Source organism: Mariniblastus fucicola, assembly GCF_008087665.1.
GTDB lineage: Bacteria > Planctomycetota > Planctomycetia > Pirellulales > Pirellulaceae > Mariniblastus > Mariniblastus fucicola.
Map to the genome: position 1 here is coordinate 4,271,242 of NZ_CP042912.1, position 22,821 is coordinate 4,294,062.

The window sequence follows — 22,821 nt, forward strand, 5'->3', positions numbered from 1 at the left end:
ATCGACACCGCTGACGTTACACCACGTCAATGCCAGGAATGGCTATCTCAAAAGTGCCTAACTGCCGACCGTCGGTGTAGTTTCCGAACTGGTCAACGACCGTCCCGTCGACAAGGCTGATCGTGTAAGTCCCGTTCTCGTTGTCACTCCAGAATCCATCGGCCGGGAGCGGAATGTAGGAGATCTCGAAGAACCCATTGGGATCCGCCCCGCCGCCTGCGATACCACGGCCGAACCCAAAATAGCCGTTTGGACCTTCGACCAAAATCCGATCTTGAACAAGGTTACCAAGGCCAATGTCATCGGTGTAAGTCACCGTAAACTGGACATCGTTGCCGCGGCCCCCTGTGGGAGGCGTCGTGATTACGCCGGGCGAAGAAACGAGTTCCACGACGGGCGGGGTTGTGTCGACAGGAGTCTGAATGTCAATCGAGAACGTCCCCAAACGACGCCCATCGGCGACGTTGCCAGCGGCATCCGAGAGCTTGCCCGGATCCAGTTGGACGACATATTCACCGTTGTCCTCGGACGTCCACTCACTTCGCCCAAACGGCGGCTCCATCGTGAAAACAAGCGTTTGGAAGGAATCCGTATTCGTCGGCGGACCAAACGCGATTGGTGGCGAGGTAACTCTTCCGTCCGGACTGATGACCAGAATCACGCCCCGGTTGATCGGTGCCAACTCTTGATTGTCGCTGAAATCCACCCCGAAATTGAGGGTCGTTGCGCCGAAGGAATCGAAGGTGAATGGCGTGAAACTGGCTTCCGGAGGCGTGTTGTCATCCGGAGTGACAGCATCGTCGACCAGCCAATCCACCGCAGAGATTTTTAGCGGGACAAACGTGTCATTGGGATCGTTGTAGTCGTCAATCCAAGCCCACAGAAAACCGGTCGTCGCACCTTCAGGGGCTTCTACAAAACGATCGCCATCGAAGCCCTGAGCTGTGTTGATTTCAATTTGTTCCTGCCCCTGCAATTGTCCGTTATTGTCATAAAAGTTAATCCCAACGGTCGACCATGGACCTTGGCTGGTCAGCCCTCCGCTGATGAACTCGCGATTCGCGTCAAGAGTCAGCCGATACTTTTCGCCACCGACGACTGCGAGTTCCGTCGATATCGCCAACGGTCCGCGTGCACCGCCAAGGGTCAATTCGCCAAGGTCATCAAGAAACAAATCGTCTGGGGTTGGTGAGCCATCGACAACTTCCCAGGTGCGACCGGCGAAGTCGATGCTGGTCAGCGGCGGTGCTGCGAATTCGAAATAGCCGCTCGCGTGCAGCGTGTCTCCCTGTCCATAACCGGACACGATTGCTCCGACTTCCGGATTCCAGACTCCAACCGACAGGACGCCTGGATCGTTCGTTGCAAAGGTCTGTCCATCGATGGTCATCAAAGCGACAGACAGGTTTCGATCGATGCCTTGCTCAGGCAGGTACAAATCATTGGTGAACGCAATTCGGACCTGATCGGGACTCAGGCTTTCCTCAGTTTCAAAATTGAACAGTCGCTCCTCAGTGCCAACGTTCTCCCAGGTCTGAACGACCTGCTGGTCGACCAACAGGCTCATCGTTTCTTCGCCGGTATGTCCGTAGCCAAGAATACTGACGCTCGAAAGCATCATGCGATTTTCGAGTGCTTCGACTTTCAATGAACAGGAAATTTCTGGTTTTTGGATCATGTGAATATTCCGTGACGTGGTCAGGCAGGGCGAGTCGCAAATGGTGAATTTTGACCCGCACATTGTAGTCGCAACCGCGGCCAATTTCACAACTGGCCAAACGGGCATTCCGACAGGATTTTGAATCGAAATCGCGTGTTTTAAGGAAGCTGCAACTTCAACACGACCCAAGTGGCTCTCTCGCCTTCTTCGGGATAGACGCACGGAAAACGCGGTTTTCCGATTTCAGGATCGTTGCAGGCCAGATCGTAGACCGCTTGGGGAAGCACCAGAAAATCGGCCTCAAACTTTTCCGCCAGCGCCGCCAATCGATCGTCGGTATACATCAACAATCCCAGCGTCGACCTCTGCTGCGGGTCCTGAATCTCCTTCAGTCGCTGATGCCATTGCACGATCGACTCCGCGTCCTGCGGAATGTCTTTCCATGAAACGACTTCTGTCCGCAAGGCATACCACTTGAAAGTCTGCTGTTGATACGGAGTCAAAAAAACTGCGTCCGCCGGAGTACTCGACTCGACCCACTGGCAGACTTTGACCCAATTTTTCCACGATTCGCGAAAGCGTTGATCGTTTTCCGGGTACTGCGGCAGGGAACGAACGTCCGCAAAAGGAATCTGCGTTTGATGTCGCTCAAGGAACAACAGCCCTGCCGCGAGAAAAATGCAAACCGTAAAAATAACCGAAGAGATGCGCCGAAAGATGTCGTTTTCCCGCTCCAACCAAAACGCGATCACAAAGCAACTTGCCAATGAGATTGTCGCCGGCACGGCAAAGTCGGCCAGCCGAAACCAGTAGAACTTCAGCAGCCCCGCACAGAACGTGCTGCCCGTATCCGCCAGTCCGCTGAGCAGCAATCCGCAGAACGAAATCAGCAGCGCACCGGTCGCAAAATCCTGAAGCGGTTCGAGCTTTCGATGAAAGATGACCGGGTTGAGCATCAGTCGATTTTTCAGCCACAGATACAACAGTCCCCAGAACAGAACCAGCGTTCCGAACCGAGCCACGTGCCAGGTGGGAAACGCAGCAAAGTTCAAGTGGTGCGAGATCCTTTGCCCAACGTAAACTTCCGCCGCCAGCTGTTTGGCTTCCGCAGAAGCACCCGCGTCGGCAATCAGCGGCGGCAAAATCCCGGGTAGTGCGAGAACGCCTCCGATCATCAGCGGCAGCCACCAATGGCCGGCTTGTGATTTCCAATAATCCAGCCGCGTTGATTCCGTGCTCGAACGGCGAACCTGAACGACAATCGATGCGAACATACAGGCCAACACGGCCCAACCGCCCACGAGAACGTGGAACGCCGACGCGGCTCCCAACAAAGGCCACACGTACTTCCAGTTGCCACGGACCAGAAAAGACAAGGCGTAGATCACAAAAAAGTATGCGATGCCTTTGGCTTCGAATCCTCCCACGACCCATTCGCCAGCGAGGTGGAATTTGTCATTGAGCAACAGGAAAAACAGCGCCGACAGAACCGACATAAACTTCAGCGGCACGATCGCCTGGCTGAGCCGCTGCCAGGCAAACGCCATCAGGGTCCACGTAAGAATTCGGCCGGTCCACGCGAACGCCGTCAGCGACATGAATTTCGTCAACCAGCCGAAACAGACGTAGAACAGCCAATGGGAAAATGCCGACCCGAGAAACAGGTCTCCCGGACAGTAGGTCGCGTCCCAAAAATGTTTGGCTTTGGTGAGGTAGTGCGATTCGTTGACGTCCGGAGCGGGCTGGCCGGCGTAGAGAAAAAAGCAGACGGAAATCAGTGCCGTTTCCAGTAGCCACTGATAATCGCCGGACGTGTTGAAGGCGCCCCGCGATGGTCCTGAGGAGCCCAATATGGCTCCGCGTTCCCGCCCTGTTCCCGCCGCGTCTCCTCGGCTAATCTTGAAGGCTGTTGGAGTTTTGGAAACAGCAGGAAACATCAGAGAAATCGCTCAATGGCATCGAACAAGGCTAAGCACACGGTTGTACTTCTTGGAGTCGGACACACCAATGCCCATGTGCTGCGAATGTGGAAAATGAATCCGATTTCGGACGCGAATCTGGTCTGTGTCTCGAACTTCCCGGTCGCAACTTACTCCGGCATGATGCCCGGCGTGCTCGCTGGCCAATACCCGGTCGAATCGATGCAGATCGATTTGGTGCGGCTCTGCCGTTCTGCGAACGCGCGGCTGATCCTCGGAGACGTCAACGGGCTGGACGTTGAAAAGCAGGAACTTCAGTTTTCCAATCGACCGTCGCTACGCTACGACCAACTGTCGATCGGAGTTGGATCTGTGCCGACGTTTAGTGGCGTCGAGGTGGAGTCGGATGAAAGCCTGTTGGCGATCAAGCCGATGCAAACGTTTCTGGCTCGCCTTGAGGAACGGCTGGACGAGTTCAACAAAAAAACGGAAATCCGCGTCGCGATCGTCGGTGGCGGAATTGGCTCGATCGAGACTGCGTTTTGCTTGCGAAAAAAGCTAATCGACGAAGGGCGAGCTCACAAGATTTCGCTGGTCACCCGCTCTGCCCGGGTCGGCAGCGGACTATCGGCATCGACTCAAAAGATTGTCGAGAATCAGCTAGTTGAAAAAGAGGTCGAACTGATCACGGGCCGATCGGTCGTCGGAATCCAGGCCGGTGCGATTCGGCTTGATACACAAAAGCTTCTCGACACCGACATCATCATTTGGAGTACGGGAGCGACAGCGCCAAAATTGTTGGACCTGTTGCCGTTGGAGAAAGACGATCGTGGCTTTCTTTCGACCAGCGACACGTTGCAGACGCTGACCAGCGACGCGATTTATGCCGTCGGCGATACGGGAACAATCGTGGGCAGCGAGACCGATAAAGCTGGTGTGTTCGCGGTTCGGCAAGGGCCGATTCTGTGGCAAAACATTCGCAACTTTCTGGACGGCGCCCGACGGATGGCTCCCTACCATCCGCAACAGGACTATCTGAAGCTGATCAACACCGCCGATGGGAAATCGATCGCCCAACGGAAAGGCCAGGGCTTCTACGCAAAGTGGTGTTTTTGGTTGAAGGATCGCATTGATCGTAAGTTCATGGAGATGTATCAGGACTACGCTCCGATGCCGATGGAGGATATGGCGGTCGATACCGAAGACGCGATGCGATGTTTGGGCTGTGGCGGAAAAATCGGTGGTCAGATTTTATCGTCCGTTCTGAGCGAACTTGAAATTCCGAAACATGACGATGTCGTGATCGGACTGGAGGAACCTGACGATGCGGCGGTGATTCGTACACCGGGAAAAGAAATTAGCGTGACGACCGATTTCTTTGCCAGCCCACTCGACGATCCTTATTTGACCGGCCGAATCGCAGCCTTAAATTCTGCTAGCGACTGCTTCGTGATGGGGGCTCAACCGAACGCAGCGTTGGCGATCGTTCAGTTGCCGATTGCCCACCCACGTCAGCAACTTCAGGTCATGCGTGAATTGATGACAGGTGCTGTCGAAGAACTGGCTCGCATGGGAGCAACGATCGTCGGAGGTCACTCGATTGAAGGACCAAGGTTGCTGGCCGGTTTCACGGTTATGGGTAATCAGGTCTCGGACGCGAAAACGAAAGGTCAGCTGGAAACGGGCGATCTGTTGGTGCTGTCGAAGCCGATTGGCAGTGGGATTCTGTTGGCCGCATGGATGCAGTGCTTGCTAGATGGAAAGTTCTATCGACCGCTTGTCGATTCGATGCTGCAGAGCAATCAGATCGCGATTGAGTTGGCGAAACGCAGCGACGTTTCTGCAATGACCGACGTAACGGGCTTTGGACTGGCCGGGCACTTGAAAGAGATGCTCGTTGCCAGCAACAAGTCGGCCGTGCTAAATGTTGATGCGATTCCGCTGCTGCCGGGCACGCGGGAGATGCTGTATCACGAAGTCGAAAGCACGCTGGCTCCCGACAATCGGCTGAACCTTGCGTCGATCAATTTCACCGGCGTTGACGTTGCCCATCCGAGCGTCGCCCCGCTATTCGATCCTCAAACAGGCGGAGGCATATTGTTCGGCGTCAATCCGGCGGCAGCTGAAGAGGTTCTGAGACTAATGCACGAAAGCGGATTTGAACAGGCGACCGTGATCGGTGAAGTCGTCGATGGTGGTGACGGAATTTCAATTGCCGTTTCGTAGACATCAGGTGACGGCTCCAGGCTCAGGAATCCAACCAGCCGTGGTGATGCATCGCAAAAACGTCGTTGAGGATCCCGATGCCCCAGTGAATCGCAAACACGTACCAGATTGATTTGGTATGCCAGGCGATCAAGCCAAATGCAAATCCGGCCGGGATTGAGGCCAATAATTCCGGCGTTGGCTTTCCGAAGTGGACAGCGACCGACATGAGGACATGAATCCAGATCGCGGCGGCGAGACCGAGTTCTTTTTCGAGCCGAAACAGCAGAAAGGATCGGTAAAAGTACTCAAACGCGAAATAGTAAATGGCGTAAACCGCGAACCACATCAGCATGTTGCCGATCGAATCCGAGAGCCACTTTCCCGGCCAGGGATAAGCCGCCTGAATCTCAGGATCGCCACTGCCGACGAACAGTCCGACAGCAACAATCGGGACGCCAAGGCCAACGATCAACAGGCCTTTTCGCCACTGACCGATTCCCAACTCTGAGTTAGCGGGTTTGATGCCCAGCAGAATCGCGCCGATCCACGGAATGAGAAACAGGCACAAGAACGAGGCCACTGCGGAACGGCAAGCGGACCCAATATTCAACTCGCCGGTTCGCAAAAACGGACCGGGCGAGGCGAAATGCCAGAACGCGACTTGAGCGATCAGAGCGATCGCAAAAATCGCATGCAATTGAGGCACCCGCTGCGTGGCGGAAACAACGATGCGCGTTTCATTTTTCATGCTGTCGTCATTCAAAACGAACTACTTCACAGGAAGCAATTGAATAGCGTCCGCGTGAACCATCCCGCCAGCATTCTCGGTAGAGATCTCAACTGTGACTTTCTGGTCCTTGCTCAGTTCAAAATTACCCAGAGGGTAAACCTGATCGTCGCTGCCCGGCGATTTGGTCATATCAACAACAAACCGTGTGCTTTCGCCATTAGCGTTCACGACAACGGGAACGCTCGTGCCCCGGTTTTCGTGCACGCCATACAGGATTCCGATACGGTGCTTTCCCGATTTCCTGACTTCTGTCTCGAACACGATCTTTGCGTTGGAGTCGGCAGCAGCGTAGGCATAGCCAAATCCAAAATAGCCTTTGACGCCCGAACCCGGAGTCCACTTGCCGGTCATGGTCGCACTCTGATCGTCCATCACCTGACCGCGGAGCTTCTTGTCACTACGTCCAGCTCGCGGAATCCATTCAGGGCCTCGCTCGGGAGCCAGTTCCATCGCGTCCGCCGGAACGGTGAACTCCTGGTCGACGCTGGCTCGATGGGCTTTGCCCGGAAGTTTGAGCAACGCGTCCATTTCGCTCCAGTATTTCTCGAAAACCTCACGCGGCGAGCAACTGTGCAACTTGCAAACACTTGCCGCCCGACCGACGACTTCGCCCATCATGCCGCAGGTCTTCATCACGCGAGTCGTGCCAAGCGCCTCATGCGTGACGCTCACGCAACGGCCTGCCATGAACAGGTTTTCGATGTTCCGTGAGTAGAAACTGCGGTAGGGAACCGGATAGCCAAAACTGCGGTCAACGCTGCGATCGTGCACGGCAATTGAGATGAACGGATTTTCAGGAAACTTTTTGGCATACTGCTTTTTCGGATAGTGCAAATCGATCGACCAGGTGCTGGGCACACAGCCATCTTTAAACTCTCGTTTGCCGACGATGTCTTCTTTCGTCAAAACGACATCACCCATCAAGCGACGTGATTCGCGCGGGCCACCGATGTAGGCAATCCAGGTCAGGAAAGCCGTTTTGTGTTGCTCGGCTCCGTCTTCGTTTTTCATTGCATTGAAAGCACCATAAACGGCTCGCAAGTTCCAATCGCGAATTCCTTCCGCGTCGCCCAGTGCATCTTTGTCGAATCCGCTTTCCCAAAACCATTGGCCGTGATGGTCGCGCGGGTAGGGAAAATCTTCCATTTTCAATTCAAGTGCCCACGGAGTTTCAGGGAACTCGACAGGCTCCTTGCCTTCACCCCACGCCCACATGTTGCTCATCCCCATGCGGCCTTCAGGAGTCATTTCGAAATCAGCGCCAGCGAGAAACCCGATTGTGCCGTGACCGGTACAGTCAACAAACTGTGTGCCGGAAAAACGCTTCTGTTCGCTGGTCCGAGTGTCGAAAGCATGCACGGCGACGATCCGGTTTTCGTCTGTTTCGACTTTGAATGCATGATGATTCAGGAACAGATCAATATTCGATTCGGCCCGGACGATGTCTTCTTTTTTCACATCGCCAAACTCTTCATACGTGCCTGGCGATTTCGTTGCTTTATCCGCGAACTCTTCAATCATCTCACCGATGCGTGGATATTTGCCGCGGCGAATGTGCCCCATGGCCCAAACGCGAACTTCGCTTGAACCGTTGCCTCCCAAGACCGGTCGGTCCTGAATCAAAGCGACTTTGCAGCCCGAACGGGCCGCTGAAAGAGCCGCGCCCATGCCGGAATAGCCGCCTCCGACGACGACGAGGTCGTAGCCGTCTTTTTCAGTCGGAGCTTCATCGAGCCCCAGCATCTTTCGCCGCCAGGCTGGCAGGATTTCAGATCCGTTTGGCGGCGGAGTCGCGTCTTTGGAAAACAGGATCGCGTCGCAACGCCCGTCGAATCCGGTCAGATCGTGCAACGCAATCTTTGCCGTTTTACTATCGATCTCAATCGTTCCACCGTCTTGCCAAGACCACTGTTCGCCCTCGGTCCCGAACGTTGTGTCCAGAGCTTGTCCGTCAACGATCAGCTGAAATTTTCCGGGCTGTCCGGGAGCTTTCCACCGCGCCACCCAGTCCTTGGTGCGCACGAAAACGTGATAAGTTCCTGTTTCCGGAAAGCTGACTTCGGTGACCGCGTCATCCACGGATCGGCCGAGGCCGTGAGCCAGCAAATAGGGCGACCCCATTTCGGTAATGAACTGCGTATCAAGCTTCCAACCGCCATGATCGGAGAAGCTTTCGGCTTCCACGAGCACAGACTGGGCTTCGGCGACATTGGCCGTCGAAAAAAGTAACGACGCAACTAACAGCAGCAGAAAAAATCGGTTCATGGTGGTTTCATTTCTGACAGGAATTCCCAACGCGTTTCATTGTAGGCCCTTTTTCCGATTGTGCATTCCGCTGGTGCCGCGATTGGGCTTTGCGGTATGATCTTCCGCTCAACAGACAGATTTGAAATGAAAAACATGCAACATCAATTTGGCCATCGCTTCGAAAACGGAAAAGTTACCTTTCGGGTTTGGGCACCGAAATGCAAAACGCTGGACCTGGAAACGAAAAAAGAACCAACGTTTCGCAGCATGCAGCGTGACGAAGATGGCTGGTTCGAAATCACTGTCGACGACGTTCAGCATGCCGACGCATATCGCTTTTGCATCGACGGAGAACGTTCGCGCCCCGATCCTGCGGCTCATGCTTTTGAATCATCGGTCCACGATTGGAACCTCGCCGTCGATCACGCGCAGTTCGACTGGAGATCGAACGATTGGAAAGGCATCGAAAAACGTGACCTGATCATTTACGAATTGCACATCGGCACGTTTACCAAAGAAGGCACGTTTCTGTCCGCGATTGAGCGTGTGGACGAACTGGTCGAACTTGGCATCACAGCCATCGAAATCCTGCCGGTGGCGCAGTGCCCGGGACGCTGGAATTGGGGCTATGACGGAGTCGGCATTTACGCGACGCAAAACACTTACGGTTCGCCCGACGATTTCAAGACCTTCGTCGACGCCTGCCACCAGAAAGGCGTGGCTGTAATTCTGGACGTCGTTTTCAACCATCTTGGGCCGGAAGGAAACTACCTGTCTGAGTTCGCGCCGTTCTTCACGAAGAAGCGGAAAACACCGTGGGGCGACGCGTTAAACTTCGATGGAAAACACAGCCAGCCCGTTCGGGAGTTCATGGCTCAATGCGGCGTTCACTGGATCGAAAACTACAGGCTTGACGGACTACGCGTCGATGCTGTGCATTTCATGTTCGACGACAGCGATTTGCCGATCTCGATGGCAGTCACGAAAGCGGTAGATGATTACGCTGCGACAGTCGATCGCCACATTCATCTGATTGGCGAAACGAATGTCCGCAACGCATCGCTCACCAAAGGCACTTCGTCACACGGTACAGGGTTCGATGCCGTATGGAGCGACGGAATGATGCACTGTGTCCTTTCGATCGGCCAGCCCGGACTGGACTTGTGTCATCGAGATCACGATGGCGCGACCGATCTGCAGTTGGCGATCCAGCAAGGTTTTCTGTACGAGAACTTTCCGTACGAGCGACACGATCGCGGGGCGCGTGCCGACCTGGATTCGTTTGTGATCGGATTTCAAAATCACGACACCGTTGGCAATCATCCGTTGGGGCATCGGATTCATCAACTTGCGTCGCGCGAGTTTCAAATGGCTTCAGCCGCGCTCTACCTGATGTATCCGGCGATTCCGATGATCTTCATGGGAGAAGAATTTGCTTCGGACGATCCGTTTCTGTTTTTCGTCGACTTCAACGATTCCTGGGTTCGTGATGGAGTGGAAAAAGGCAGGGCGGCTGAGTTTCCGGAGCTCAACGCAAAACTGGACGGACTTTCGCCGCTGTCGCCAAAGTCGTTTCGTCAATCCAAACTTCGTCCTCATGCGGATGGCGATGCGGGTATGAGGACGTGGTACCGCGATCTGATTGGGCTGCGAAAGAAATTGCGTCGGGAGGGATTGATCTGCCAATCGGTGCTGAACGTCGAATCGCGGATCGAGGACGATCTGTTTTTGCTGCACTACGAAAACCAATCCAGCGGCAGGCTCAGTGTCGCGACCCGTTTGGCTTGGCCGGGATCGTCGGACAAAAAGGCGGCCATTGAAATTGATCTTCCGGGAGAAATCCTGCTGGATTCGGAATCGAACGGGGTACTGAAATCGAACCAAGAAAAAAGTGTCCGGCAAATTAACGTCAATCAGACATTAATTTTGCATGATCCGGCTTAGAAGCCTTCGGTGATGATTGAAGATTGCGGCAGCAAGACTAGATTGGAGACATTGACCCATTCTCCAACTTGCCGAACAGCCCATGTCTCTCTTCCGCCACGCGTCCGTAAAGCCAATCCCTTCCAACGAGCCCGCCACGCTTGCGGCCGAAAGCCTGGAAGATCGCCAAATGTTATCGTCGGTCCAGATTATCGCAGCCGGCGTCGAGAACACGGAGAGCATGTCGTTGGAAATCTCTGGACAGGTCGTGCAAACGTGGAACAACATCGGCGGGGATGCTTACGCAGGACAGTTCCAAACGTTCAACTACAACACGCCCGATGACGTTTCGATTGGCAACGTTCGAGTTAACTTTCTGAACGACGTCTACGACCCAGCCAACGGAATCGACTCCAACCTGCGTGTCGACGCAGTGGTCATTGACGGAACTCGATACGAAACAGAAGCTCCAAACACTTTTTCGACCGGAACGTGGTTGCCCGGCGTGGGCATTGAACCTGGACAAACGCAAAGCGAGTACCTTCACGCGTCCGGATTTTTTCAGTACGTCGGGGGCGGAAACGTCCGCACTCAGATCAATGTGAATGCTCGTGGCACGACCGGGCAGGAATCTTTTGCCCTTCAAATCGATGGTCAAACCGTAGCCACGTTCGATGACGTCAACACCGTGTTCAGTGGCTATGACTACATCGCCGACGGCGAAGTCACTGCGGATCAGATTCGTGTGGTCTTCCTGAACGATGCCTACGATCCAGCCAACGGAATCGATCGCAATCTGATCGTCGACGACATCGTGGTCAACGTGCTAGGCGGGAGCAATCCCGGAGCGATTCAATACGAAGCCGAAGCCGCAGAGGTTTACTCAACGGGAACGTGGACTGCCGCCGATGGCGTCGTGCCTGGATTTGGCCGCGGCGACACGCTGCACTCCAACGGCTACTTCCAGTTCGCGTCTGATTCGAGCCCGGTCAACGGAGGAAACTTCTCGCTCGAAGCCAGCCAGTACTCGGTTGCAGAAGGCGACGGCAACGTGGAAATCCGCATCGTTAGAACCGGCGGATCCGACGGCGTGGTGAGCTTGAATTATTTGACGGGAGACGCGACAGCCACCGCGGGTCAGGATTACCAGTCGCGCAGCGGGGTGGTGACGTTCCAGGACGGCGAAACGTCCAAGTCCATCTTCGTCCCAATTTCGGATGATAGCCAAGGCGAACAGGACGAACAGTTCAGCTTCGCGATCGACAACCTTGTAGGCAGCGGCACTTTGCTGGCTCCGCGAACGGCTTTGATCACGATCGACGACAATGATTCCGTCCAGGGAACGGGCGATGGTTTGCGAGCCGAATACTTCAACAACGCGAACCTGACCGATCGGGTGTTCACACGAGTCGATCCAAATGTCAATTTCGATTGGGGCACCGGTACGCCGAACAGCCAAATCGGAATTGATACTTTCTCGATTCGCTGGACGGGCGAGATCGAGTCACGCTATAGCGAGACTTACACGTTTAACACACGCAGCGACGATGGGGTTCGGCTCTACGTTGACGGCCAGTTGATCATCGACGAGTGGAACGATCACGCAGCGACCAACCATACCGGCACGATTTTTCTGGAAGCCGGCGTTCGCTACGACATTCGACTTGAATATTATGAAAACGCGCTCGACGCCGAAATGCGACTTCGCTGGTCGAGCGCCACTCAGAATTTCGAAGCCGTCCCGACGAGCCAACTTTATGCGGCTGACGCGCCTCCTAATCCTGGCGAGAACCTGACGGCAGAAACCGTGGTCAGCGGACTGGCACAGCCGACTTCGATCGCCTGGTCGGCAGATGGCCGCAACATGTATGTGGCGCAAAAGAGCGGCATCGTTCGGGTCGTTCGAGATGGCGTACTACAGTCGACTCCGTTTGCCGACATCTCGGCTCAGGTTAACAACGTACGCGACCGCGGATTGCTGGACATGGCGATTCATCCGGACTTCGAGAACAATCCATACGTCTACCTGCTGTTCACGTACGATCCACCGGAGGTTTATGACAACCCAAGCCATGCGTTGGCCGGACCGGACAAACCTGGCAATCGGGCGGGCCGACTGCTTCGCGTCACAGCCGATGCCTCGACGCAGTATCGAACGATCGTCGAAGGCAGCCAACAAGTTCTGTTGGGAAGTGCCAGTACGTGGAACAACTTCAATGCTTTTGCCAACAGCACGAATGATTTCAACGAGCCACCGGCAGGCATCCGCGCCAACGGCACGAACATTCAGGACTTTATTGCATCCGATAGCGAATCGCACACGGTCGGAGCGTTGGCGTTCGGCAATGACGGAAACCTGTTTGTCTCGATCGGCGATGGTACGTCTTACAATCGAGTTGACCCAAGAACGGTTCGCGTTCAGGACATCGACAACCTGTCCGGAAAAGTGCTTCGCATCGATCCGATCACGGGCGAAGGACTTTCCGACAACCCGTTCTACAACGGAAATGCGAACGCAAATCGATCCAAAGTCTATCACTATGGTTTGCGAAATCCGTTTCGCATGACGGTCGATTCAGCAACCGGACAGCTGTACATCGGCGATGTTGGATGGACTCAGTGGGAAGAAGTTAACACCGGGCCTGCCGGTTCAAACTTTGGATGGCCATATTTTGAAGGCGGAAGCGGAAACAGCCTGCGTACGGATCGCTACGACGATTTGCCGGAGGCTCAAGCTTTCTATAACAGCGGCCAGTCCGTTGTCGCCCCGACGTTTGGGCTCAGCCATGGAGCCGACGGGATCAACGCGATCGTGCTCGGGTCGGTCTATCGCGGAACGACCTATCCGGCTGAATATCAAGGCAGCGTTCTCGTCAACGACTTGGGGCAGGGCATTGTTCGCGCAGTGCAGCTCGATTCGAACGGCCAGGCGACGACGGTACAGACGTTCACCACCGGCGCACGGATCGTGGTCAACATGGTCGAAGGACCGGACGGGAACATGTACTACGTCGATCTCGACGACGGTGAGATCGGTCGCTGGGTGTTCAACTAGTTGTAGCAGCCGAGCGGAGCAGGCAACTGCATTCCACCTTTCGATTGCCTCGCTCGCCTTGCGTTTTTCCAAACGTGTCGCAGCGGTCTCCACCAAGTGCAGGCGTCAGTCTTTCAGTTGAAAACACGCAACCTTGTTCTTGCCGCGGACAATCAGGTTTCCGTTGGTAACGACTGGAGCTGACCAGCAAGGATAACGAAGCTTGACCTCGCCCCCATAGCGAGTCACGATTTCAAACTTTTCGGGCGTCGCCCGAGCCAGGAACAGTTCGCCACGTTCGGCCATCACGATCAGATGCCCGTCACAGAAAGTCACTGATGTCCTTCCCAGCCTCGGGACGGACCAGCGTACTTTTCCGGTCAGGAACTCGACGCAGGTCAGCTGTGCGCCAGAAGTCTTTTCACCGTTGCAACCGTAGAGAAAACCGTCATGCAAGACAGGCGTGTTCCAGTGCGGCGCCAATGACTTGTTCCGCTTGCCATCATCGCTCCAGACAACCTTCGTATTCCAATCGCTGTCCACTTCCAGCAGCACGCCGCCTTTTTGGTATGACTCACCAATGAAAATTCTGTTGCCGGACACGACCGGCGTGCTCGCGTTGACGCTCTCCAGTTTCCGGGCCCGCCACTTGAACTCAAACAGAAGCTTGCCGTCTTGCGGCTGAAACGCGATCAGCTTCTCTCGCATCCACGCCAACGCAACTTTGCGGCCGTGCATTTCGACCAATCGCAACGACGTATAGCTGGCCAAATCGTCTCCGACGCGGTAGATCTCTTCGCCCGTCCTTCGATCAAACGCCACCACTGCAGAACCATTGGGCTTCACAAGATTCAATTGTCCACGCGGCACGTTTTTTGATTCCTCCGGGCTGCCGCCAACCATCACCAGCAGCAAATCCTTGTAGACGACGGGACTGCTGGAAACACCAAAAAAGTTTTGAATGACCCCGAACCTTTTGATCGTATCGACCTCCCACATCAGTTCGCCTGTTTCCTCGTTCAGGCACCACAGCATTCCTTCGACGCCGTAGACGTAAACTCGACCGTCGTGAATCAGCGGACTTGTGCGAGGCCCCGAATCGTATCCGTAAATATCGACGTAAGATGAAGGTGCGGTGAACGTCCAATCAATGTTGGCTGAATCCAAATCGACGCGACGGACGCGAGCCACATTGCCGCTCTCATCTTCGGTAACATCGAAATGAAAGTACTTTCCGTTTGAAATCGATCCGATCGCGTATCCTTCACCAATCGGCAACGTCCAATTCAACTCCAACTTGCCATCCGACCAGTCCTTCAGAATGTCGGTCTCATTTGAGATACTGTTTCTGTCGGGTCCGAGAAATTGAAACCAATCCCTGTCGGTGGCTTGCCCCTTGGCGGCAACGGCCAACAATAGAGTGACCAACAGCGACGCAGCAAATGCGACGGGTCGCGAAAGTTTTTTGAGACTGCACATGTTAAAGATTAGTTCTGGCATCGAAATCCCTTTGACTGAATTCAAGTTCAGCTATGCGCGATCGCCAGGGCCGGGCGGTCAAAACGTCAACAAGGTCAACACAAAAGTGACTCTCAAGTGGGACGTCAACAAGACGACCCGACTTCCGGATGCGGTGAAAGCCCGCCTGAAGAAAAAGTTCGCGCGTCGTATTTCAAAAACTGGCGAGCTTATTGTAACGAGTCATCGATTTCGTGATCAGGGACGGAACGTTGCGGACTGTCTCGCAAAGCTTCGCGAGATGATCGAGGCCGTACGCAAAGCACCAACGGTTCGAAAAAAGACTAAACCATCGAAGGCTTCGAAACGACGTCGACTGGATGCAAAAAAACAGAAGTCGTCCTTGAAAAAGGGCCGACGCCCGCCACGCATGGACGATTGATCGACGTTTGGCGGCGAGCCGAACTCCGTGACACCAAGTGTCGTCTGAGCCTTTGGGGCGGCCAAGAATCGGTCAATTCATTACAATCCAATTCAGTTTACGGCAACTAAATTTCACAGGCTGCTGAAGCGGCAAACAAACAAAATGCAAGCGAAACACGTATCCAATAATAGTTGGTTGGTTTCGTCCTCAATTTGGTGATCGACTATGGAAAAAAAACAAAAACAGAATATCGATGAACTACTTAAGCAGTGGCCGTTCGATCCGTTTGCCATCAACGTTCGTATGCTGGAGTCGCGCCAACGACAAGTGCTGCAAATGCGAGTCGACATGGGGGTGCTGCAACTGGAAACCGAAGGACGCCCCGACGGGATGACTCCTCACGGCGCGTCGACGTATTACGATTTTTTGAAAGCCAAATCGATCGAGGCCGATGGATTTTCGCTCGATGAGCAGAACTGCCTGGAGATCGATCGCGAGTTCGTTCAGTTTTACCATCGTCGCGTTTGCTGGTTGCAGCTCAAAAAGTTTCGCAATGCCGTTGCCGACGCGGATCACACGCTGGGCTTGATGGACTTTTGCAAGCGACATTCGCCTGATGACGAGTGGACGCATAACCACGAGCAGTATCGGCCGTTCGTAATTTATCACCGGACTCAGGCGGCGGCATTGGCGTGGCTTGAAGGCGACGAAGAGATTGACACCGAGCGTGCGATTCAGGAAGTCAACGACGGGCTGGAGCGAATGCGGGATCTGTTTATCGAATACGAAGCCGAAGAACAGTACGACGAAGACGACCTGGTCGTGCGACTGATCGAGTTCCGCGAAGGCGTTCGGGAGCGTTACGAAATCGGACTGACAATTCGTGAGCAACTGGACAAAGCGATCGAAGACGAGGACTACGAAAAGGCCGCAGAGCTTCGAGATCAGCTGGAGTCGCGCGAGTAAGTTCGGGTTACGCTGCCACGATTTGCGGACGGAGGGCGTGACGCTCTTCAGCAGCAACTCTCTCCAGTCGAGGCGTCCATCGCGTCCATTGGCCTCCGCTATGGATCGACGAAGTTCGAACCCTCGTCGATCAGGCCCAGAGAGTACGCGTTGCCTTGATAGCCATTGCCTCTCATGTAGTTCGACTGGGTACTGGGCGAGAAGTATGCACCGATGCCGCTGTTATTCGAGCTGTTGTTGAACTGGAACAGGTTCCGTTTCGCGTTGTCGAAAATCGCGCCCACGTTACCACTTCGCTCGACAAGGTTCTCCGCGAAATACGAATCATCTACGGCGTAGGCCAGCAGTCCAAACGTCGTGTTTCGATCGGCAGCATTGTTCATGAATCCGTTGAACCGGCTGTTCACCAGCAGGTACCCCATGCCCTGATTGTCGCTCGCGTAGTTATTCTGAAACCCGGAGCTTTCTCCGATGTAAAAGAACCCTGCACCGGCACGGTTTCCGATGGCGTCGCAATTGCTGACAAAGCCTCCGTTGGAAAACAGTTCAAACCCCGCGCCGCCGCTGTCGATCGCCGAGCAATTGGAAATGTAGAAGCCTTCGACGCCGTCGAGCAGAACGCCGCGTCCGTAGTTTGAGGTCAGCGTGCAGTTTTCGATCGAAACATTGCGACAACCGGTTGCCCGTATCGCGTCCCCAAAGTTGGTCGTAAAAGCGCAGTTTTGAATCTGCAGTTCACTGGCGGTACCGTAAGCTTCCACGCCGACAGATCCGCGGGCGATCTCCAGGTTCTCGATTTTCACGAACTCTGAATCCACCTGAATCACAGGCCGATCGCCCCTTGCTCCCATCAATTTTGAATCACCCCGACCTCGGATCGTCAGCGGTTTGTCGAGGTACAAGTTGTCATACCAGTCGGCGGAACCAGGCAAAACGGTGTCGCCAGGATTCGCAGCAGATACCGCATCCCCGACTGACGCGTACTGTTCCGGGACGCGCCGTTCTTCCGGGACAGAAATTTTAAAGTCATCGAAGAGCGCGTATTCGTCTTTGCTCGCTCTCCAGTCATAGTCGCCGCCGAAAAACGTACTGAAAAAGAATCGGTCGATCCCCAGATCCGCAGTGTTTCGAAACTTGACGTCGTCCCGATCGATTACCAGTCTCCCGTCGATCCATATCCGCAGCAAACCGTCTCGCTGCCGTGGCGTATTCATTCGAACGTGTTGCCGAATCGTATACCAGACGCCTGCCTGAAGCACGGGCTCCGTTCCATCACGTTCAACAAAATACTCGGTGTCTTCCTGCTTGCCGTTTTGATCATAGCCAGAGTTCACATGCTTCGCGTAGGAAATGGCTTTGGTCGAAGTTTGCTGTGGCTGGCCTTGGACCGATTCGAAGTCCGTCCGCCACATCAATCGTCCAGTCCAACCGTTCCACCCGTCGGCAGGCACACTTCCGCTCGGCGCCTGACCACCGGCGAGTCCGGGAAGTTTTCCACCGCGGACGAAGTCGAAGTTTGATCCAAACTTGACTCGATAGACCAACCAGACTTCGTCGTGCTGTTCGTCCAGCTCAACCAACCACTGAGCGCCACCCGCTCCGGGTCCGCTTCCTCCAGCCGGATAGTTGACTCGCAAACAAGCGCCGCTGCCGCCGTAGGCCTGTTCGCCGCTCACGATCTGGACGCGTCCCTCGTCAACGCCATTTGAAAATGAAAGCGTGCCGAATTCCTGAGTGACATCGGACTCTGTCGAAGTCCCGCTGGATCGCTGGTCGAAGTTCACATCCAATAACGTTTGGGCCTGCAGTGCATGGCTGGTGATGAGCGTTGCCAGAAAAATTGCGCAGGCGACAACCGATCGGGGAGGCTGAAATGGCATGGGAGTTCAGTGTTGCGAGTCAAAGATGACGAATCGCGGCCGTTGTTGAAACGCCGCAATAACATGGTGGTTAACTGAACATCTTAATTGGCCCCCGCTGGCCAACACGCTTTTTATGCGGTTTTTCCGGCTTCTGATACGCTGAAATCAGAGCGAGCCCGATTTTCAACGTTGCGTTGCGGTCGGCTCAGCTCAGGCCAGCGTCGCACCGGCGGGCTACGGTTCAGCAGTGGCGTTATTTGAACTGGCCGGACTCGCGCAGATCTGCAGTAAACTTTTTGAATCCGTCTTTGACGACTTCTGGCACTTCGAGCCAATCGACATCGTGGATCGCGCCGTAGAGCGCGTATAAATAGGCAGCGTTGCAGGCGTTCCCGCTGCGGCCTTCTTTCTTTCGTCCCAGCAACATACGCAGAAACGTTTCCTCGGCTCCAAGATCGATCACTTGCTGAGCCACAATGATTCCGACGGCCGCCAGATCTCTTTCGATGGCAGGGCCAAGATTCCGCATTTCAGAGATGGCTCGATCGTCGGACATCGTCTACTCCAGAATCATCTCATCGCCCAAGGCTGGAATGATGACCGGCTGTATCTTGCGTTTTGCAAGTTTTGACTTGAACTCCTCAGCGGGTTCAAGTTCGCAATGCACCAACGCGATCTTTTTAACGTTGCCTTTGTCGCAAGTATCTTTGGCCCAATCCAGTAGCTCTTCCTGGTCGGCGTGACCACTGCTGCCTTCGAGCTTCGCGACCTTGCAATTAAGTTCATACTCTTCGCCGTAGATCCGGACTTTGTCGAGCGACTGATCGAGAATGATTCGGCCGAGGGTATGCGGAGCCTGATAGCCAGCAAACAGAACGGTCGTGTTTTCTTTTTCAATATTGTTTTTTAGGTGGTGCAAAATTCGACCACCTTCACACATCCCGGAAGCGCTGATGATCACAGCAGGCTCCTTCAACCTGTTAAGCGCTTTGGAAAGCTCAGTCTTGCGAACGTAGATCAGATCGCGAAACATCAGCGGATCCTGATCGTCTTCTTCGAGGATGGCGTTAACCATGTCATCGTCAAAGCATTCAACATGTGAGCGAAAAACGTCTGTCGCGTTGACTGCTAACGGGCTGTCGACGAAGACTTTGATCTTTGGCAGTTCGCCATTTTCCGCCAACAGGTTCAGGCGATAGACGATCTCCTGCGTCCGGCCGACCGAGAATGCCGGAATGATCAGCTTGCCGCCGGCGTCCCAGGTTTCCTGTACCGCTTTCTTGAGCACTTTGGTCGCGTCGGCGCCTTTTTTATGGTTTCGATTTCCATAAGTCGATTCCATGATGATGTAGTCCACGTTGGCCACGGTTTCCGGATCGCGAAGGATCGGAACTTTGGCTCGACCAATGTCACCACTAAAGACCAGTTTCGTTGGCTTGTCTTCTGGATTGTCTCGCAGGTCCAGTTCGACAGTTGCGGCACCCAGCATATGTCCGGCAAAGTGAAATTCACAGTCCACCCCTTCGACAGGCGAGAATCGCTGCATGTATTCGACGGTGCGAAACTGCTTCAGCGTCTGTGTAGCGTGTCGCTGATCGTAGAGCGGCTCAAAGAGAGTCTGCTTTTTCCTTTTACGCCTGCGGTTGACGTATTTGACGTCATTGACTTGAATCTTGGCGCTGTCGAGCAACATGAAGGCAGCCAAATCACGTGTCGCCGAAGTCGAATAGATCGGCCCACGGAAACCACCGCGAACCAGCGATGGAAGATTTCCGCTGTGGTCGATGTGCGCGTGCGAAAGTATCACGGCGTCGATAGTCTTTGGATCGAAAGGCAACGTCTTGTTACGTTCGAACGCGATTTTTCGCCGCCCCTGGTACATGCCACAGTCCAGCAAAACGCGTTTGCCGGCGACGTGAACCAGATGCATGGAACCGGTAACGGTTTGAGCCGCACCCCAAAATTGAACTTTCATGGGAATCCTTGTTTTGAGGGACAGGCTCGGTGGCTGCCATCGCTGTGTAGCGGAACTTTAAAACGCGCCGAAATTGCAATGTCGGTCAATGCCATGACGACTTGCAGTGACTTTCAATCCTAGGACTTTACGCGTTCGACATATTCGCCGGTACGAGTGTCGATACGAATCACGTCGCCCATGTTGATGAAAATCGGAGTTTGAAATTCGCCGCCGGTTTCAGCTTTGATAGGCTTGCGAACGTTCGTCGAAGTATCACCCTTGGCTCCCGGCTCGCAATACTCAACGGCCAGTTCGACGAAGTTCGGCGGAGTCATCAGAATCGGATTGCCATCAAAGAAAGTCATTTGGCAAACCATTTCGTCTTTCAGATACTTCCAGTCGTCACCAATTTGTTCGGCCGACATTTCGTACTGCTCGTAAGTTTGGTCGTCCATGAAAACGTAAGTGTCGCCGGACTTGTAGAGAAACTTGACGTTGGTCTCCATGATCTCTGCTTCTTCGAGCGTATCGTTGCCCTTGAAGGTACGGTCGAGCGTCGTGCCACGAAGCAGGTTCTTCAGTTTGCAGATGTACATGGCGTTGCCCTTGCCGGGCTTTTTGAACTCCATGCTGGTCATGACGTAGGGCTCGCCATTGATTTGAACTTTGAGTCCTTTTCTGAAATCGCTTGATTTGTAGGCCACGTCCGGTCTCGCTCTGGGTCTGATGGTTTGATCTGGTATAAAGTGCGATTCAGTTGTGACAACAAACGGCGATCGCATCGAAGTGGAAATTTTAGCGAATCCTGACAATTCTGTAACGGGCACCTGGAGCTGGCAGCAGCACATGAAACGGGCAATTCGCTCGGTCAACACGCTGTTGTCGATGATTGAGCTGGAATCAAAAGTCCAGGATTTGACCGATGAAGCCAGTGACTTTCCTCTATTCGTGCCTTTGCCGTACCTCGAACGAATCGAAAAAGGCAATTCTGACGATCCGCTGTTACGGCAAGTTCTACCGGTCGCAGACGAGAGAGAATCCCCAGAACATTTTTCGATCGACCCTCTCGGCGAGCAGTCCGCGACGCTTCGCGATGGCCTGATACAGAAATATCAAAAGCGCGTTCTGGTGATCGCCAGCCGAACCTGCGCGATCAATTGCCGATACTGTTTCCGGCGTCACTTCCCCTACGAAACCGCTGCGCTGGGCGACCAACGTTGGTCCGAGACGATTGATTCGATTGCTGCGGACGACACGATCAACGAAGTGATTCTTAGCGGCGGCGATCCGCTGACGGTTACCGACGAGAAACTCGCAGACGTTTTTAACCGACTTGAAGCCGTAGAACATCTGCAAAGAATCCGTTTACATACGCGATTGCCGATCGTGATCCCTCAGCGCGTGACCGATGGGTTGCTGAAGATGATCGGAAAGTTTCGCCGATCGCGAACGGGTCGTCAGGTCGTGATGGTCGTGCACTCCAATCACGCCAATGAGATCGATGACGCCGTTTGCAGATCGCTAAGTCGGCTATCGGATTCAGCGACCCAACTACTAAACCAGTCAGTGCTGCTTGCTGGTGTGAACGATGACACAGACACGCTGGTCCGGCTAAGCGAACGTTTGCTTTCGGCGAACACGTTACCGTACTATTTGCACCAACTTGACCCCGTCGAAGGGACGGCTCATTTCGAAGTCCCCGTGTCGACTGGCTTGAAACTGATCGAAGAAATCCGGGCACGGCTTCCGGGCTACGCCGTTCCACGATACGTTCAGGAACTCGCCGGAGAACCGGGCAAGACGGTTCTGGCCTGATTCCAGAACGGGCTTTTTAATCGTATAATTTGCACTCGCCAAATCAACTTCAAGACCACTATCCGCCATGGAAACATCTCAAACCCACCGCATCCTGATCGCCGATGACAATCAGGCGAACTGCGAATTGCTCGAAGCCTATCTCGCCAGCATGGATTGCGAAACGGAAATCGCAATCGACGGGCAGGAGGCGTTCGACAAAGCGGTCTCGTTCAAACCGGACCTGATTCTGCTGGACGTAATGATGCCCAAGCTTTCCGGTTTTGAAGTTTGCCAGAAGATCAAATCGGATCCGGCACTCGCGGGGATCATGGTTTTAATGGTGACCGCGCTTAACGAACTTGGTGATATCGAGCGGGCGGTCGACGCGGGGACGAACGACTTTTTGTCCAAGCCTGTGAATCGGATCGAGTTTCTCAAACGAGTCGAAAATCTCTTGAAACTCAAAGGCGTCACGGACGAGAACGAACGCTTGCGCCAGTACATCCAGCAAATGGAAGAGTAGAGCCGAACGCCGGTTCGATTTCGGCGATCTGCAACTGACACACAATCTCGGCC

At 54.3% G+C, this 22,821-nt stretch carries 16 protein-coding genes; 7 read left to right on the plus strand and 9 right to left on the minus strand.

All coding sequences use genetic code 11. The features are described 5' to 3' along the window. Positions 1 to 16 precede the first annotated feature (16 nt). Together MFFC18_RS15755 and MFFC18_RS15760 are read right to left on the minus strand one after the other, a co-directional pair. Positions 17 to 1,678 (minus strand): carbohydrate-binding domain-containing protein, encoded by a 1,662-nt coding sequence (locus tag MFFC18_RS15755; RefSeq protein ID WP_075082056.1) that lies wholly within the window; start codon positions 1,676 to 1,678, stop codon positions 17 to 19. A 140-nt stretch (positions 1,679 to 1,818) separates the two neighbouring features. Continuing rightward, positions 1,819 to 3,597 (minus strand): DUF6798 domain-containing protein, encoded by a 1,779-nt coding sequence (locus tag MFFC18_RS15760; protein ID WP_075082055.1) that lies wholly within the window; start codon positions 3,595 to 3,597, stop codon positions 1,819 to 1,821. A gap of 15 nt (positions 3,598 to 3,612) precedes the next feature. On the opposite strand from MFFC18_RS15760, the gene selD reads away from it, so the two are divergent. Beyond that, positions 3,613 to 5,805 carry a selenide, water dikinase SelD gene (gene selD / locus MFFC18_RS15765; protein WP_075082054.1) on the plus strand — a complete coding sequence of 731 codons (2,193 nt, stop codon included), beginning with the start codon at positions 3,613 to 3,615 and terminating at the stop codon, positions 5,803 to 5,805. Positions 5,806 to 5,827: 22 nt separating this feature from the next. Here the strand turns inward: selD and MFFC18_RS15770 are convergent, their stop codons facing one another. Then, positions 5,828 to 6,535 carry a type II CAAX endopeptidase family protein gene (locus MFFC18_RS15770; RefSeq protein ID WP_075082053.1) on the minus strand — a complete coding sequence of 236 codons (708 nt, stop codon included), beginning with the start codon at positions 6,533 to 6,535 and terminating at the stop codon, positions 5,828 to 5,830. A 21-nt stretch (positions 6,536 to 6,556) separates the two neighbouring features. Next, entirely contained in the window at positions 6,557 to 8,842 is a 2,286-nt protein-coding gene (locus MFFC18_RS15775) for an FAD-dependent oxidoreductase (RefSeq protein ID WP_075082052.1), read from the minus strand. A gap of 126 nt (positions 8,843 to 8,968) precedes the next feature. On the opposite strand from MFFC18_RS15775, the gene MFFC18_RS15780 reads away from it, so the two are divergent. Beyond that, positions 8,969 to 10,768: an alpha-amylase family glycosyl hydrolase gene (locus MFFC18_RS15780; protein WP_168211100.1), complete on the plus strand. Its 1,800-nt coding sequence runs from the start codon at positions 8,969 to 8,971 to the stop codon at positions 10,766 to 10,768. A gap of 82 nt (positions 10,769 to 10,850) precedes the next feature. Further along, the gene (locus MFFC18_RS15785) at positions 10,851 to 13,802 is read left to right on the plus strand and encodes a PQQ-dependent sugar dehydrogenase (RefSeq protein ID WP_075082050.1); all 2,952 of its coding nucleotides are present in this window, start codon (positions 10,851 to 10,853) and stop codon (positions 13,800 to 13,802) included. 105 nt (positions 13,803 to 13,907) lie between these two features. Here the strand turns inward: MFFC18_RS15785 and MFFC18_RS15790 are convergent, their stop codons facing one another. Beyond that, a complete protein-coding gene (locus MFFC18_RS15790; RefSeq protein ID WP_148618907.1) occupies positions 13,908 to 15,281 on the minus strand; it encodes a PQQ-binding-like beta-propeller repeat protein in 1,374 nt (457 codons plus the stop codon). Here MFFC18_RS15790 and arfB point away from each other — a divergent pair. Both arfB and MFFC18_RS15800 read left to right on the plus strand, forming a co-directional pair. Continuing rightward, complete coding sequence (gene arfB, locus MFFC18_RS15795) at positions 15,259 to 15,681, plus strand: alternative ribosome rescue aminoacyl-tRNA hydrolase ArfB (protein WP_075082048.1); 423 nt, start codon at positions 15,259 to 15,261, stop codon at positions 15,679 to 15,681. The genes MFFC18_RS15790 and arfB overlap by 23 nt on opposite strands. A gap of 207 nt (positions 15,682 to 15,888) precedes the next feature. Beyond that, positions 15,889 to 16,629, plus strand: coding sequence for a UvrB/UvrC motif-containing protein (locus MFFC18_RS15800; protein ID WP_075082047.1), 741 nt, complete (start codon positions 15,889 to 15,891; stop codon positions 16,627 to 16,629). Positions 16,630 to 16,727: 98 nt separating this feature from the next. Here the strand turns inward: MFFC18_RS15800 and MFFC18_RS15805 are convergent, their stop codons facing one another. The 4 genes from MFFC18_RS15805 to efp form a co-directional block, all read right to left on the minus strand. After that, complete coding sequence (locus MFFC18_RS15805) at positions 16,728 to 18,509, minus strand: right-handed parallel beta-helix repeat-containing protein (protein WP_075082046.1); 1,782 nt, start codon at positions 18,507 to 18,509, stop codon at positions 16,728 to 16,730. Between the two features lie 235 nt (positions 18,510 to 18,744). Continuing rightward, positions 18,745 to 19,047, minus strand: coding sequence for a TfoX/Sxy family DNA transformation protein (locus tag MFFC18_RS15810; RefSeq protein ID WP_075082045.1), 303 nt, complete (start codon positions 19,045 to 19,047; stop codon positions 18,745 to 18,747). A gap of 3 nt (positions 19,048 to 19,050) precedes the next feature. Next, positions 19,051 to 20,466 (minus strand): MBL fold metallo-hydrolase, encoded by a 1,416-nt coding sequence (locus tag MFFC18_RS15815; protein ID WP_075082044.1) that lies wholly within the window; start codon positions 20,464 to 20,466, stop codon positions 19,051 to 19,053. A 119-nt stretch (positions 20,467 to 20,585) separates the two neighbouring features. Further along, positions 20,586 to 21,152, minus strand: coding sequence for an elongation factor P (efp, locus tag MFFC18_RS15820; protein ID WP_238381150.1), 567 nt, complete (start codon positions 21,150 to 21,152; stop codon positions 20,586 to 20,588). Between the two features lie 82 nt (positions 21,153 to 21,234). Here efp and epmB point away from each other — a divergent pair, with 82 nt between their 5' ends. Together epmB and MFFC18_RS15830 are read left to right on the plus strand one after the other, a co-directional pair. Further along, positions 21,235 to 22,263 carry an EF-P beta-lysylation protein EpmB gene (epmB, locus tag MFFC18_RS15825; RefSeq protein ID WP_075082181.1) on the plus strand — a complete coding sequence of 343 codons (1,029 nt, stop codon included), beginning with the start codon at positions 21,235 to 21,237 and terminating at the stop codon, positions 22,261 to 22,263. A 67-nt stretch (positions 22,264 to 22,330) separates the two neighbouring features. Then, positions 22,331 to 22,768 carry a response regulator gene (locus tag MFFC18_RS15830; RefSeq protein WP_075082043.1) on the plus strand — a complete coding sequence of 146 codons (438 nt, stop codon included), beginning with the start codon at positions 22,331 to 22,333 and terminating at the stop codon, positions 22,766 to 22,768. Positions 22,769 to 22,821 lie beyond the last annotated feature (53 nt).